This window comes from [Flexibacter] sp. ATCC 35208 (assembly GCF_001975825.1).
Lineage (GTDB): Bacteria > Bacteroidota > Bacteroidia > Chitinophagales > Chitinophagaceae > Chitinophaga.
In genome coordinates, this window is sequence record NZ_MTKN01000058.1 from 13,844 (window position 1) to 30,153 (window position 16,310).

The following is a 16,310-nucleotide window of genomic DNA, read 5'->3' on the forward strand; positions in this document are numbered from 1 at the left end:
CAGTTGTTATTATTTTTGTATGAGGTCAAACCAATTTGCAAATATAGACTTAAATTAATGGTATATCCAGGAAAACTCTGGTACCATTATCCGATGAGATATCAGCAGACCCGCCTACCGCCGCCATCCTTTTCTGGATGTTTTTCAGCCCGTTTCCAAACAATCTCACTTTCTCCTGATCAAAGCCCTTACCATTATCTTTTAGCATAATGGTCATGTTCTTATGCATTTCTATTTGTATCACTACTTCTGTAGCCTGTGCATGTTTCACCACATTATGCAAGGATTCCTTTACAGCAAGGTAGATATTCCGCCGGGTTCCGCCACTCAACTTGATATTGGGTATACTTTCCGGAATATAAAACTGATGCGTGATATGCGCATGTTCCAGAAAGTCAGCTGCAAAGCTACGCATATATGCGATCAAATTCTCTAAAGAATCATTTGAAGAATTCATCGCCCAGATTATTTCACTCATTTTGTCCACCAGCTCACCTGCCGCTTCCGATATCCGCTCTATCTCCCTCGTCTGAGTAGGATCCTGGATCTTGCGCTTCGCAATTTCGCTGAGTAGTCGTATTGTGGACAAGCCGGATCCCAGGTCATCATGCATATCACTCGATATACGCGCACGCTCCTGGTCTACCGCCTGCTCTTTTTCCAGTTTTAGTTTCTCATGCCGGATCTTGTAGTCGAGATAGAGCGTCGAGAAATAATACGCCACACCCAGCAACAACAATAACAACAGGAACCGGAACCACAGCGATTGCCAGAACGGAATACGGATCACAATTTCCAGCGAGGTCGGCGTACTGTTCCATATGTCGTCGTTGTTAGACGCTCTTACATTGAAAGTATATGTACCCGGCCGCAGGTTTGTATAGCGTGCCATTCTAAAGGCCCCTGCCTGTACCCAGTCTTCGTCCGCACCATCCAGTTTATACTGCACCTTGTTCTTCAATGGATTAGTAAATTCCAGTGGTACGAATTCTATCGCGATGGTATTGTGGTTGTAGGGCAATTCGATCCTTCGCAGCAATGACAATGCCGTATCGGATTCATACGGTTTATCCAGTACCTCCATGCGCATGATCACTACTTTCGGTTTGGAAGGGTTGTTCCTGAAATCCTTCGGATAAAACCCGTTTACACCCCGGATACCTCCAAAGAACAACTCCCCATCTGTAGATTTATAAAATGCACCGGTGTTGAATTCGTTTGATTGCAGACCGTCTTCGTAATTGTAAGTAGTGATCTCGTCGGTAACCTGGTTGATCTGCGACAGACCTTTGTTATGACTCACCCAAATACGGTCTTTATCATCGAGTAGTACACCGTAGAAATAATCATTTACCAGTGAAGGGAAGGTGTAACTATTGTAATGCTGAATGATCCGGTTCTTTTCATCCATCACGAACAGTCCTTTGGAAGTCGCTACCAGCAACTGTTTGTGTGCATTCTTATTGATTGATTTCACTATCGTACCAGCTGGTAACGCCATCTTTTCCCAACCCGGACTATCCGCTTTTTTCACATACACCGCTACCTTGGTACCTACGTATTTATTGCCCAGAAAATCTTCAAAATATGTAGTGAGTACTTCATCTGGAAATTCGTGTATGATCGATGCTTTGTAGGTTTTACCCACCTGCACTAACTGTAGCAGATAACTGCCGTAGTTGAAGTAAATCTCGCCGGTATTGCGCTTGAACAGGAAAGGATAGATATCTTCCTGGTTGGGCATGCCCAGTGCTTTTACTGCTGGTGTGAGATTTTCAAAACGATGAGTATGTACATTGAACAAACCGATGTACATGTCAGAGAAATGGAACCACAGGTGTTCAAAATCTTCCCTGCAAATGGCATTCAGGTTCTTGGCAGGAAATACGTTGTTCTTTCCATCATCAGCCGGAATACGTTCCAGCCACTTCCCTCCTTTCTCGTAGATGTCCAATCCGTCGTGCATGAGGCCTACATAGAGTTTGCCGTCGTCATGTTTGTACACGGCCCTTACCATATTGTGCGTGATAAAGGGTGAGCGGTACAGGTTAAACACCTTCTTGTTAGGAGAATATTTTTTTATTCCATCGCCATCTGTACCTACCCACATATTGTCGCTCGCATCGCGGTATAGGTAGGCCACTACATTCCAGCTCCGGGTTTCAGAGCCATTGAAAGTAACGATGTGATTTATGATTTCGTTGCGTTTAATATTATAAACGATGATACCGTCTGTACCGCCTATCCACACATTGCCATGCTGATCGAGCTCCATACAGAGCGGTACGAAGGAGATATCTTTTTCATCGTGCTGATCAAAGGTGAGATCTGTATATTTATTCAGTTTCTTGTTGAAGATAACCACGTGTCCCTGCGATGCAATGATGAGGGTATCGCTATTCAGGCTACGTATTACAGGGTGAGTGGTAATGCCGGGTAAACAGTAAGTAGTAACGCGGAGTGTTTTGGTATTCATGGCCATCAGTTCGCCCGCCTCAAAGTTCATCCATATATTGTTGCCATCTTTTATCACGGCAGTGGCCGACAACCCTTTGCGTATCATAGCAGGTGGGTACAGGATCAGTCGTCTGATGGCGTATGTTTTGTCGTCGAGCACATACAAGCCTTTGGATGGGCGCCATACATAGAGCGCATTGAGGGTGGTATCCTCACCCAGGATCTTGAACTTTCTGCCTGAATCCCCCTCGGCACTGTTGGCCAGGGTGGTATCTTCCAGTACGTTTTCAAAACTGTTGCGGTATTCGTCGTATACGCTGATGCCGTAATTGTGAGTGAGTATAAGCTGATGCCGGGCATTGCGGTACAGGGAGTAACCTTTGTAGCCTTTCAGGGCGAAGCGGTTGATGAGGGCACGCCCACCGGTGTTAGACCGGGTACCCAGATTACCCTTTCCCTGCCCCGCTATCTCGCGGGAACTGGGGTTATACCGGTATTCGTTGAACACATAGCCATCAAAACGGTTTACACCGTCGTGCGTAGCAATCCACATAAATCCCTGATTATCCTCCAATATGTCGTACACAGAATTTTGAGAAAGCCCTTCATTCACCCCGTAAGAGTCGAATATATAAGGCTTTTCCTGTGCATGCAACACAGTCACTGGTAAGGTGCATAGGAAAAACAATAAAATAGTCCTCGTTATCTGCGCCGCCCGTTGCAATGACAATATTATAGATTAATAGAGGTTAGTAATGCATGTTAAAACTGTGTCCAAAAAAACGCAGTGCTTGCAAATATATAAATCTGCTACACACTTTCTAATGATTTTGTAATTTTCTTGCCTGAACAGTCAATAATAACCCATGCAAAAATTCAGCAAATCCTTACTGCTACTACATTCTGTATTCTTTATCCACATTTTTTCTGCCTATGCACAGCAACAGCCTGCCATTAAACTACTTGAAATCCCGCCCATAGCCAGTATCAGGGGATTATCGGTGGTAAATGACTCCGTTGTGTGGGTGTCGGGCACCGGCGGACAGGCTGGTTTGACCACTGATGGAGGCAAACATTGGCAATGGATGAAGGTTCCAAATCATGATAGTGCCGACTGGCGTAGTTTACATGCATTCAGCAGTCAGCGGGCGCTACTTTTAAACGCCGGTTCTCCTGCCCATGTGATGCTGACCAACGATGGTGGCAAATCGTGGGAGACAGCATATGAGGATACTTCAAAAGGCATTTTTTTTGATGATATCGCATTCCTGAATGACTCAGCCGGATTTGCGATTGGTGATCCTATGCCACCAGACAATAAATTTGCCGTTATCACCACTGAAGACAGGGGTAAAACCTGGACGCGCCCCATGCATCTATTAATGGCGGAACCCGGCGAAGCCATCTTTGCCGCCAGTGGTACCAATGTAGCAGTATGTGCGAATGAAAAAGGTGGTATTATTACCGGGGGACAGGTAAGCCGGTTTATTCCCGGCGATGGCAGCCAAAAACCAGTATTACTACCTATTACGCAGGGTAGTCCCAGCAAAGGTGCATTTTCACTGGCTTTCAAACCAGATGGCAAAACAGGGGTGATCGTAGGTGGTGATTATCAGCACGATAAAGACACCACTAATAATTGTGTGTACACCACTGATGATGGTAAAACCTGGACCGTCTCTCCTGCACCTCCTGCCGGTTACCGCTCCTGTGTTGTGTATGTGAAAGGAAATATATTTATTGCGACCGGTACTTCTGGTACAGATATTTCAAGGGATGGTGGTGTACATTGGCAAAAGATCAGTGAACAGGGATTTCATGTGGCTGGCGTATCGCCCGATGGAAAGAAGATCTGGCTGGCGGGTAGCCGTAAACTGGGAATGATTCAGCTTTAAATAAAAAAGGGGTATTGAAAAACACCCCCGAAAAATAGGTTAAAGCAAAAAGTATATTATTCAGAAGGGAAAGATAATCCGGGAATGCTTTACTTGTATGTGAATTTTCGCAAATGTGTTATTTTTACGGGTAAACGACGGATAATCAGCGTCGAATGATATAAAATCGAAACACTGTTATAACAATATATTTTTGCCTAATTTAGGCATCGATAGGGAAAGAGAATGGTATTAATAAAAGCGAACTATGCAAGTAACGACCTCATCTGGTAAGTATTCGGTCAAGCACTATCCGGATACCATTAAAGAGTGGAAAAAAGAAGGTAACTACTTCTATTTTTATACGTCGGAGACAATCCTGGAAGTAAGGATCATATCAGATAAGATCATCCGGTTCCGCTATGCTGCTGATGGAAAGTTTCAACGTGATTTCTCGTACGCGGTAAGCGACCGATTGGAAGAAACACCTGTCAACTTTGGACTGAGGGAATTCGAAGAAAACTTTGAACTCTATACAGACATCCTGCGCATTTACATCAACCGCGATGACCTGCGCCTCACCATCACCGACTCGGAAGGCCGCATTATCAATCAGGACGAAATGGGCTTCCACTGGCAGTATTACCTGCAGAAAGGGGGTAAGATCGTATACTGTAGCAAGCAGATACAGGAAGGCGAATGCTTCTATGGCATGGGCGATAAGCCCACCGATCTGAACATGCATGGCAAACGCGTAGAAAACTTCGGAACCGATGCCTATGGCTATCAGAAAGACACTGATCCGCTGTACAGGAACATTCCGTTTTACTACGGCCTGCACCAGGGCATTGGCTATGGTATTTTCTTCGACAATACCTTCCGTACTATCTTCGACTTTGGGAAGGAACGTGAGAACACAACCAGCTTCTGGGCCAGGGGTGGTGAAATGAATTACTACTTCATTTACGGACCTGAATTACTACAGGTAGCCGAAGGATATACAAAGATTACCGGTACGCCAGACCTTCCGCCCATGTGGGCTTTGGGCTACCAGCAATGTCGCTGGAGCTACTATCCTGATAAACGCGTCAGAGAGATTGCCGCTGAATTCCGTAAACGCGAAATTCCCTGTGATGTGATCCATCTTGACATCGATTACATGGAAGGCTTCCGCTGTTTTACATGGAGCAAGGAAGGATTTCCTGAACCAGTAGGACTGATCAAAGATTTGTCTGCAATGGGCTTCAAGATAGTGGTCATCATCGATCCGGGTATAAAGGTAGATCCTGACTATGCTATTTATCAGCAGGGTATTCAAAAAGATTATTTCTGTAAGCGGGCCGATGGCGCACTCATGGAAGGCGATGTATGGCCCGGCAAATGCGTATTCCCGGACTATACCAATCCTGAAGTGAGAAAGTGGTGGGCCAGCCTGTTCAAAGGCCTGGTAGACACTGGCGTACGCGGTGTGTGGAATGATATGAACGAACCTGCCGTTTTTGAAATGGGCACCTTCCCTGAAGACGTGCGCCATGACTACGACGGCGAGGCAGTGAGTCATCGTAAGGCACACAACATTTACGGTCACCTCATGAGTAAATCGACGGAAGCAGGTATGCGCAAATACCTCATGCCACACCGCCCGTTTGTAATAAGCCGTTCCTGCTATGCCGGTGCACAACGCTGGACCTCCCTGTGGACGGGAGATAATGTGAGCAGCTGGGATCACCTGTGGCTGGCTACCATACAGGCACAGCGACTGGCCGTATCCGGTATTTCCTTTGTCGGCAGCGATATCGGTGGATTTATCGGTGAGCCGGATGGTGAACTGTATGTACGCTGGATACAATTAGCGGTATTCCATCCGCTGATGCGTACCCACTCTGCCAGCAATGAAACCGGTTTTGACCAGGAACCATGGAGCTTTGGCGGTGAATATGAAGAAGTGGCGAAGAAGTTTATTCAGCTGCGCTACCAGTTATTACCTTACCTGTATACAACCTTCTGGCAATATAGTGTGAACGGAACACCGATGATGCGTCCGCTGGCTTTCGTAGATCAGCATGACAAAGAAACACATGACCGTACACATGAATTCATGCTGGGCGATAACCTGCTCATCAGTCATGTGAGCGAAAAAGGTATGAAGGAAAAAGAAGTGTACCTGCCCGCAGGACAATGGTATTACTACTGGAATGACCAGCTTTTCAACGGTAAACAATCTGTGAAAGTGGCAACCCCGCTGGAAGAGATGCCACTGTTTGTAAAAGCAGGGGCCGTAATTCCTCATTACAACAAAATCCAGTATGTAGAACAGCGCGATGCGGAAGAGATGATCCTGCACGTGTATTATAGCGATCAGATCACCAACAGCGTACTCTACGAAGACGCCGGCGATCACTATGGTTATAAGAACGGTCAGTACAACAATATTCGTTTCAAACAGGTGTCAACCAAACAGCAATTTGAGTTGAGGAAACGTTTCTTTGGTAATTACGATGCCGCTTACAAAAAGCATCATATTTATATACATGGTTTACCATTTAAACCAAAGGAATATATCATAGATGGCAAGGCAGTGAAACTCTCTGTTGCCAATGCAACCGGTGGTGTGTTCAAGATAATAGCAGAACGTAAATTTGAGACGCTTGTGATACGATAACAGGAACATCATTTATACAAACTACAAATCCCAAATTCNNGAATTTGGGATTTGTAGTTTTAAACCCATTTGATCTAAAAAAAAGGGCACTGTAGATTGAGATCTTAGTGCCTTTTCATAACCTATGCCAACTTTAGAGTTAATCAAAATTAACACGTTATAACGTATACACAAACACTCATATCAAAATGAACAAAATGAACGGAACGTTCAACATTGAACGAAGAATATTTAGTTAATAAGAAGTTATGAAATGGGTTTTCGCTTGTTATCACAACCTTTCCCTTAACAAATTGTTTAGAATAAGGGCACATTTGCTACACATTGTTAAGCATACTCCACGGTTTCTGGTGTGAGATATGTTGAAATAGTATGTGTAACACTGTATTACAATGGGTTATAAATACGCGGCATAATAGTTGTGCCTTCTATGACAGAGAATATGTTTTATTATCTGATGTTAAACGGAACCCATTATTAAACCTTTCAAAATTCATTTCTTATGGCTGCAGAACAAAACAATCACTTCACCCAGGAACAAGAAAAACTCGAAAGGGAGCATTCGCACGAGCACAATCATGGACATGAGCAACATGGAAGTAATGCTCACCAGGGTCACAATTCTGAAGCAGAAGACAAACCCAAATCAGAAACTCCAAGTCGAAAAGATAAACGGGGTTTTGCCTCTATGGATGCATCCATGCAGCGGGCGATAGCCAGTAAAGGCGGTCGTGCTGCGCATGCGCAGGGGGTAGCCCATGAGTTTAATTCTGCTGAAGCACGCGAAGCCGGCCGTAAAGGCGGTGTTGCAGTAAGCCGGAACAGACAGCATATGGCCGAAATAGGTAAGAAAGGCGGAGAAGCAGCGCACAATAAAAGAAAAAAAGCACAGCAGCAACAGAACGCTGATTAACGGTTTGCCCTGAAAGTTCTTGATGTTTTTCCCAAAATGAGGGATTGCCTGAAATGTGGATCACACATTGCGGTAATCCCTTTTTTATTTGGGGGAGAAGTTCTACATATAGCGGCCTGCGACAGCTGAGAAGATTTACTTTGTAGCGTAATATCTTTAGCAGATCCATTGTTAGCTGAATCCCTTAGAGTATCCTTATTGGCAGGATCCTTCTTATTAGGATTTTTATTACTTTTATCCCCATTATGAAATCTACCATTCGCCAATTACGCTTCTTCCTCATCCCCTATTCAGTTTTATTCACCATTGCCCTCACACTCAAGATAATTTTCACAAGAGAAGAAATATACTTTTTCATTAATGGATTGCACTTCCCGGCTGGAGATGTGCTTTTCAAATATGTAACAGAAATGGGTGGGGCTACTACTGCTTTTTCAATCGTATTGATCCTGTTATTTGTAAGATACCGATATAGTTTATTACTGGCCAGCAGTTACCTGCTGACCAGTTTGATAAATTTCCCTTTGAAATATATCGTGGGTGCTCCACGACCAAAATTGTATTTCACCGATTCACCTCATGCTATTTATTATGTACCAGATGTAGAAGTGCTCTCGAATCATTTCAGTTTTCCGTCAGGACATACAGTATGCGCATTCACCACAGCAGTGGTGTTGACTTTCATTAGTCCCCGCAAGTGGTATGGGTATATTTACTTTCTGCTGGCAGTACTGGTAGCTTATTCCAGAATGTACCTCAGTCAGCATTTCTTTGAAGATGTGACAGCTGGTTCGTTTGAAGCAGTAGTAGTTGTGACCTGTTGGATTGCCTGGTTTAATAATCGTGCTTTCTTCCGGCACCCTGGTTGGGAAGGTGCGCTAAGCAGGAAAGATGATTAGTGCTTTTTGTCCCTTTGCTCAATAAGGTATGATGAACTGGAAAATTTAGTGCTTTTTATTCCCTGACTGATGTGGTAACTGAGAAGGTTGCGCCGGGAGTTTTTTTGGTACCTTATTCGTAATGGTATCCAGTTCCTCAGCACTTACCGGCTCTCCCCTTTTGTAATATTCTTTCACCATATTCCCATCTTCATCATAGATCTTCCACAGACCATCGCGCAGTGAAGTCGCATTCCTTTTGATCTCTTCGAATTTTTCTTCCTGGGTAACAGGATCGATCACTCTATAGCTTTCTACCGTGTCATCCACGTCTTTAGCTACAAAATTACCTTCCGCACTTACCAGACCATTCAGATAAAAATAACGGGCCGGACCATTCAGTGCATTGTGTTTGAAAGTTTCCTCTGCGATAATAGCACCAGATGGCGCGTATTTTTTCCAGAGCCCTTCCTTACGGTCGTCTACATAGGAACCTTCCCAGGTGTAGCCGTCTTCGCCACGGGTGGCGGCAACTTCTTCGGACCATTCGCCCTGCTTACGTTTTTGGTCGTCTTTTTTGTTTAGTTTAATAGTGAAGCCCTGCGAATAGACAATAAAGCATAACAGTTGTAGTACAGAAAATGCGAGGAGTTTTCTCATTCAGAAGTATTTTGCACAAGTTAGTAATTTTTAATATATCTAGTCTTTGAGTGCATTTGCTACGCACAAGGGGTCGGGGTTGTTTTATTTAAAACGACCGTCCTTTCAGCACCACAGGCCCATCTACGAAAAATTGTAGCTTTCGCAGAAGGTGAAAGCTACAATTTTTCCCAAAAAAGAAAGGCTATATCAATAACGATATAGCCTCCCATTTTATGATGGTGTGTCTTAGTCCTTATATCCTTTTTCTATACTACTTACTCAGTTTAATCGCATCTACTGATGTATTCTTACCGATCTCAATCTTAACACCAGTGATTGTAGTATCAGCATATCCATTTGATGCATTTACATACACATTGTAAGTACCTGTGTTCAGCCCCCTGATCTTCCACTCACCACTCTTCCATGGTAAAGCATAAGCCGTATCTGTATCATTGTACACAGTCAGTACCGGATAAGCATCATAAGGAGTTACTTTACCAGAAATACTACCTGTTTCAGATACCAGGAATACGTGGATTACCGGACGCAGTACAAACTTACCATTACCAGTTTGAACGATAGAACGATCTACATCAAAGTCCAGCCACAGACGGTAGTTACCGCTCTGGTATTCTTCCCATTCTTCAGGACGGATATTCACTACCAGTTTCACCTGGCCATTTGCAGCCTTCAGCGGATACTGTACGCTGTCTTTTACAACGTAGCTGTTCGCACCCAGGTTGATCTGAATTCTCCTTACTTTACCCACAGGCACTACACCTTCAGAGAGTAAAGTATCGGCACCGTTACGCAGGGTGAGTATATCGTACACACCAGGAGAGATCGCCAGAGAATCCCATACTTTGCAGGAATCATCACGGTCGTTTTTGTCTTCTCCCCAGTGACAACGGTTGTAATCATTACCCCAGTCGTCGTCTCCGCCATTGTTATCACCTTTTCCTTTGCCATTTGCACCGTCGCAGGTGTCTACTAATACCTGAATTGATTTGATGTCCAGAAATACATTGTCAAAGCGGCTACCCGGATCATCTGCCAGGAAAATGTTCAGTCTTTGTTGGTTTGCGCCGAGGCCTGTAGATGAACTGGAGTTATCCTTTTTACAGGAATACACGACTACAGCCAACAATACTAACGTGGCTAGCCCCCATCCGGAAGTGCGGAGATAGGTCTTCATAAAAGAATGGTTTTTTTTGGTTTTAATAATAAAGATAAAGCCTACTACTACAGACTTGCACGATATTTACTGCTTTCAGTAAGCTTACTTTAGATCGAAAAAATAAACAAAAGTTTAACAGCGTATAATTATTGCTCATATACTTCTCAATAAACTATCATTCAATTTTTTACGAAGAGTGGTTTTTAATTCTGTGTGCAATTTAGTACTCTTCCTGATGGGGATTCATCGCGGAATTCAGGGATTTTGTCGCAAACATTGACCCATAAAAAAGTCCTTCCCAAAGGGAAAGGACTACTAACTTTATCAATACGAATAACATCTATACTTTTTTGAATATAGCAGCCCCCAATGGCGGCAGTCGTAACAACAGTGTATAATCTTTTCCATTATACGCCTGCTCTGTTGCTTTCACCACAGCGGTATTAACGACTCCACTGCCAAAAAACGCTGGCGCATCACTATTCAATATCTCTTTCCAGCTGCCTCCTTCATTTATCCCCAGCAAATAATTCTCTCTCGCTATCGGCGTCATATTTAATACGACTAATATATTATCCGAATCCTCTTTGCCTTTTCTTAAATATGACAACACACTATTATCATAGTCCGACACATTCACCCACTCAAATCCATAATACTCAAACTGCTTGATGTACAATGCCGGCTCTGTCTTATACAAATGATTCAATGCCTTTACAAATCCTTTCAAACCCTGATGTGACGGATGTTCCATCAAATGCCAGTCCAGCTGGGATTTATAATTCCACTCCGATGTTTGCCCAAACTCATCACCCATAAACAACAACTTCGTACCCGGATGCGTAAACATATAACTATACATCAAACGCAGGTTCGCAAATTTCTGCCAGTCATCACCCGGCATCTTATACAACATCGGCGATTTTCCATGCACTACTTCATCATGACTCAATGGCAACATAAAGTTCTCCGTAAATGCATAGGCGATACTAAATGTAAGCTGATCCTGATGAAACTTCCTGTAGTAAGGATCCCGTTTAAAAAACGCCAGCGTATCATTCATCCAGCCCATCATCCACTTCATCCCAAATCCTAATCCACCCATGAACACGGGTCTTGACACCCCGTAAAAAGAAGTAGACTCCTCAGCGATCGTCTGCACATCCGGAAAGAGTGAATAAATGGTGGCATTCATATTCTTCAGAAAAGAAATCGCTTCCAGGTTCCCCTCTCCCCCATGCTCATTGGGTTCCCATGCACCTGCTTCGCGTGAATAATTCAAATGTATCATAGACGCAACAGCATCCACACGTAATCCGTCTGCATGAAATTTATCAAGCCAGAATATGGCATTGCTCAATAAGAAAGACCGCACTTCATTGCGCGCATAGTTGAAGATGTAACTGTTCCAGTCAGGATGAAAACCTTTCCGCATATCAGCATATTCATACGTATGACTGCCGTCAAAACGGAACAACCCATGCTCATCATATGGAAAATGCGAAGGCACCCAATCCAGGATCACACCGATACCTGCCTGGTGAAACGCATCTATAAATGCCATGAATTCCTGCGGTGTACCATATCGGGAAGTAGGTGCATAATACCCCGTTCCCTGATATCCCCATGAACCGTCAAAAGGGTGTTCCATTACCGGCATCAGTTCCACATGGGTAAAACCCATTTCCTGTACATATGGGATCAATTTTGCGGCTATTTCACCGTAATTGTAAAATACCTCGTGGTCATTCGGATCTGGCCGCTGCCAGCTACCCAAATGCAATTCGTACACTGAATATGGACTCTGCAGACTATTGTGCTGACTCCGTGTCTCCATCCAGCTGCTGTCGTTCCACTTGTAATCCAGCTCCCAGGTAATAGATGCCGTCTTGGGACGCAGTTCCCAGTAGTTAGCATAAGGATCCCCTTTGCGGAGTTCCTCCCCCGAATTGGACCGGATAAAATATTTGTAGCATACCCCTGCTTCTACCTGCGGAATGAATCCTTCCCAAATCCCCGATTTGTCCCATCGGGGGTACAAATGGTGACGATGCTGGTCCCAGTCATTGAAGTCTCCTATCACGGACAAGTACGTCGCATTTGGGGCCCAAACGGCGAAATACGTACCATTCACCCCCTGAAACGTGGTTTGATGGGAGCCAAATTTTTCATAAAGATGCGGGTGTTTGCCCTCCTGAAACAATGTAATATCTTGTTCAGAAAAGAGTGAAAAGGGCTCTACGGGCTGTAATTGATGCGTGTTTTCTTTAGTCATAAACCGGGAAAGGACTGTGGATACAAGATAGTTCAAATTTTGAATTTGGAAGCCCAATCGTGATCATATCATCAACTATCCGGCCATAATAAAATCCGGCGAAGGCTTCCTTCCTAAAAACAAAAATCCCATCTCGTGTAATAACGAGACGGGATTCTAATATTCATTTAAGTCGATTAATATCTCTTCTTATATCCTGGGCGTGAACCTGCTCCACTGCCGCTACCGCTACCTTCCCAACGACGTTTGCCACCACCGTCTTCACGGCTACGACCTCCGCCACCCGGGCCACCGCTTCTGCGACGATCACCATCCTGTGACATTTCAATTCTCACGCTGCGACCATTGTAATCAGCTTTCTTGAAAGTCTCCTGGAATTTATCTACTACATCGTTTTCTACTTCAAAGAAGGAGTAAACACCTTTCAGATCAATACGACCGATCTTGTTACCACGTACGCCACTGGTATCGCACAGGTAGCGCAGCATATCGCCACGGGTAAAGTCATCTACTGAACCCAGGTTGATAAACAGACGGGTGAATTTACCAGTACCACGTGCACCACGTTCAGCACCAGCTTCGAAAGTACGTTTTTCTTCCTTCACGTTCAGATCAGGTGCATCCTGGTAGTATTCCAGGAACTGGTTGAACTCAAGAGAAGCGAAACGTTTGATGATCTCCTCTTTGCTCATGTTCTGGAACTCTTCATATATACGTTCCAGGTATGGTTCAATCTGCTCTTCGTTTACAATTACGGCGTGAACTTTATGCACCAGGCCAAACAGTTGTTTTTCACATACTGCAAAACCATCTGGCACTTCTGCCTTCACAAATTTCTTACCGATCACACGTTCGATCTGACGGATTTTACCGATGTCACGGCTGCTGATGATAGCGATAGATATACCTGATTTACCGGCACGTGCGGTACGACCGGAACGGTGCGTGTAGTTTTCTACGTCATCAGGCAGTTCGTAGTTGATAACGTGTGTTACGTTGTCAACGTCGATACCACGTGCAGCAACGTCAGTTGCTACCAGTACCTGCAGTGATTTTTCGCGGAAGCGCTTCATCACTTTATCACGCTGTTGCTGGGTCAGGTCACCGTGCAGAGCATCGGCGTTGTAACCATCACGAATCAGTGATTCTGCGATTTCCTGTGATTCTATTTTAGTACGGGTGAAGATGATACCGAAGATCTCAGGGTTGAAATCCACGATACGTTTCAGCGCCGCATATTTTTCGCGGGGACGTACGATGTAGTATTCGTGCTCGATGTTGACATTACCGCTGTTCTTGTTACCTACTGTCAGTTCGAACGGATCGGTCATGTATTTCTGAGCGATACGGCGTACTTCCTGTGGCATAGTAGCGGAGAACAACCAGGTGGTTTTCCCTTCAGGAGTGTTGGAAAGAATACTGTTGATGTCTTCCTGGAAACCCATGTTCAGCATTTCATCTGCTTCATCCAGTACAACATAACGTACGTTTGTGAAATTAACCGCTTTACGGTCAATAATATCCAGCAAACGACCAGGAGTAGCTATCACGATGTGTACGCCTCTCTTCAGGTCGCGCAATTGCTGTACAATGCTGGAACCGCCATATACCGCTACGATGCTTACATCTCCCAGGTGCTTGCTGAAGTTCTTCAGGTCATTGGTGATTTGCAGGCATAGTTCACGGGTAGGGCATAATATAAGCCCCTGAGGGTGACGCTGTTTAATATCTATCTGTTGTAACAAAGGCAGGCCAAATGCTGCCGTCTTACCTGTGCCCGTCTGGGCTAAACCTACGAAGTCTCTATCTCCGCCCAATAGAACAGGAATAGCTTTTTCCTGTATTGGTGTAGGCGCTACGAATCCGAGGTCCTGGATTCCTTTTAAAAGGGGCTCTTGTAAGCCTAATGTTTCAAATGTTATCATTGATTTGCTTTGATCAGGCTCCGTCGGGAGCCCTGGTATATCATCCCAGTGAATTCTATGCACTGGGTTACTTTTCCTGTTGTTTCTATGAACAAAACTTACGCATTCATACCTGCGTTGGATGTACACTTATACAAGTTCACCTTCCAGGTCATAATCGTAAGCCTTCGTAATTCTTACGTTGACAAATTCACCGGATTTCAGGCGCTTGTTAGTGCTAATAATTACTTCATTATCTACTTCTACCGAATCGAATTCAGTACGTGCCAGATAACGGCCTGATTCTCTTTTGTCGACAATCACGCGGTAGATCTTTCCAACCATCTCCTGATTTTTTTCGAGAGAGATTTCCTGTTGTACTTCCATGATCTCCTGTGCTCTGCGTTCTTTTTCTTCTGCCGGGATATCATCTTCCAGGTCATAGGCACTGGTACCTTCTTCATGGCTGTAGGTAAAGACCCCTACCCTGTCGAAACGCATCTTTTCGAGAAAGGCTTTGAGTTCTTCCACATCTTCCAGCGTTTCACCGGGATAGCCGGTGATCAGTGTAGTACGGAGTGCAATGCCGGGAACTTTTTCCCTGATAGCTGTTACCAATTCTTCCATTTCCACGCGGGTGATCTGGCGCTTCATGGATTTCAACATATTGTCAGCAGCGTGTTGAAGCGGCATATCGATGTAATTACAGATGTTCGGGAACTCCTTCATTACATCCAATATTTCCATTGGAAATTTGTGCGGGTAAGCATAGTGAAGACGGATCCACTCCAATCCTTTTACATTCGCCAAAGCACGCAATAAATCTGCCAGTTTACGTTGCTTATACAGATCCAGACCATAATAAGTCAGTTCCTGTGCAATGAGCATGATCTCCTTCACACCGGAGTTCACCAGTTTCTCTGCTTCTGTAATGATCGCTTCCATAGGCTTGGACACGTGTCCACCGCGCATTAAAGGAATCGCACAGAATGAGCAGGTACGGTTACAACCTTCTGCAATTTTCAGATAGGCATAATGTGTAGGTGTACTCAACAATCTTTCGCCGAGCAGTTCTGCTTTATAATCAGCGTCAAATTTCTTGAGGATGAGCGGCAGCTCCATGGTACCGAACCAGGCATCCACACCTGGAATTTCTGATTCAAGATCCCCACGATAACGTTCACTGAGACAACCGGTCACATAGACCTTGTCGAGACGACCGCCTTGTTTCAGTTCTACCTGTTCAAGAATGGTATTGATGGATTCCTCTTTTGCTTTGTCGATAAAACCGCAGGTGTTCACCACTACGATATTATGATCTTTTTTAGCACTCTCGTGTACCACATCAATTTCATTGGCAAGCAGCTGTCCGCTGAGTACCTCAGAATCTACCATGTTCTTGGAACATCCAAGCGTAATAATATTAACCTTATCTTTCTTTAAAGTTTTTGTCTTCAAGCGCGAATAATTTTTTATCGGGCAAACAAGCAGATGGCTTGTCTGATTACCGCCACGAAGACATCCA

At 44.4% G+C, this 16,310-nt stretch carries 10 protein-coding genes; 4 read left to right on the forward strand and 6 right to left on the reverse strand.

What is annotated here, in order from left to right:
* Positions 1-49: 49 nt before the first annotated feature.
* Positions 50-3,187, reverse strand: a complete 3,138-nt coding sequence (locus BW716_RS27280; protein ID WP_083728966.1) for a sensor histidine kinase — start codon at positions 3,185-3,187, stop codon at positions 50-52.
* Positions 3,188-3,323: 136 nt separating this feature from the next.
* On the opposite strand from BW716_RS27280, the gene BW716_RS27285 reads away from it, so the two are divergent.
* The 4 genes from BW716_RS27285 (at position 3,324) to BW716_RS27300 (ending at position 8,805) form a co-directional block, all read left to right on the forward strand.
* Positions 3,324-4,352 carry a hypothetical protein gene (locus tag BW716_RS27285; protein WP_083728968.1) on the forward strand — a complete coding sequence of 343 codons (1,029 nt, stop codon included), beginning with the start codon at positions 3,324-3,326 and terminating at the stop codon, positions 4,350-4,352.
* A gap of 247 nt (positions 4,353-4,599) precedes the next feature.
* On the forward strand, positions 4,600-6,993 hold the full coding sequence (locus BW716_RS27290) for a glycoside hydrolase family 31 protein (RefSeq protein ID WP_083728970.1): 2,394 nt from the start codon (positions 4,600-4,602) through the stop codon (positions 6,991-6,993).
* Between the two features lie 502 nt (positions 6,994-7,495).
* Positions 7,496-7,906 (forward strand): KGG domain-containing protein, encoded by a 411-nt coding sequence (locus BW716_RS37755; protein ID WP_220388847.1) that lies wholly within the window; start codon positions 7,496-7,498, stop codon positions 7,904-7,906.
* A gap of 245 nt (positions 7,907-8,151) precedes the next feature.
* Positions 8,152-8,805, forward strand: a complete 654-nt coding sequence (locus BW716_RS27300; RefSeq protein WP_083728972.1) for a phosphatase PAP2 family protein — start codon at positions 8,152-8,154, stop codon at positions 8,803-8,805.
* Between the two features lie 45 nt (positions 8,806-8,850).
* Here the strand turns inward: BW716_RS27300 and BW716_RS27305 are convergent, their stop codons facing one another.
* The 5 genes from BW716_RS27305 to rimO all read right to left on the reverse strand — a co-directional run bounded on the left by BW716_RS27305 (position 8,851) and on the right by rimO (position 16,243).
* Positions 8,851-9,444, reverse strand: coding sequence for a toxin-antitoxin system YwqK family antitoxin (locus tag BW716_RS27305; protein ID WP_083728974.1), 594 nt, complete (start codon positions 9,442-9,444; stop codon positions 8,851-8,853).
* A gap of 253 nt (positions 9,445-9,697) precedes the next feature.
* A complete protein-coding gene (locus BW716_RS27310) occupies positions 9,698-10,624 on the reverse strand; it encodes a DUF4382 domain-containing protein (RefSeq protein ID WP_083728976.1) in 927 nt (308 codons plus the stop codon).
* Between the two features lie 322 nt (positions 10,625-10,946).
* The gene (gene glgB / locus BW716_RS27315) at positions 10,947-12,881 is read right to left on the reverse strand and encodes a 1,4-alpha-glucan branching protein GlgB (protein ID WP_083728978.1); all 1,935 of its coding nucleotides are present in this window, start codon (positions 12,879-12,881) and stop codon (positions 10,947-10,949) included.
* A 176-nt stretch (positions 12,882-13,057) separates the two neighbouring features.
* Entirely contained in the window at positions 13,058-14,806 is a 1,749-nt protein-coding gene (locus BW716_RS27320) for a DEAD/DEAH box helicase (RefSeq protein ID WP_083729031.1), read from the reverse strand.
* A gap of 129 nt (positions 14,807-14,935) precedes the next feature.
* Positions 14,936-16,243: a 30S ribosomal protein S12 methylthiotransferase RimO gene (rimO, locus tag BW716_RS27325; protein WP_083728980.1), complete on the reverse strand. Its 1,308-nt coding sequence runs from the start codon at positions 16,241-16,243 to the stop codon at positions 14,936-14,938.
* Positions 16,244-16,310: the final 67 nt, after the last annotated feature.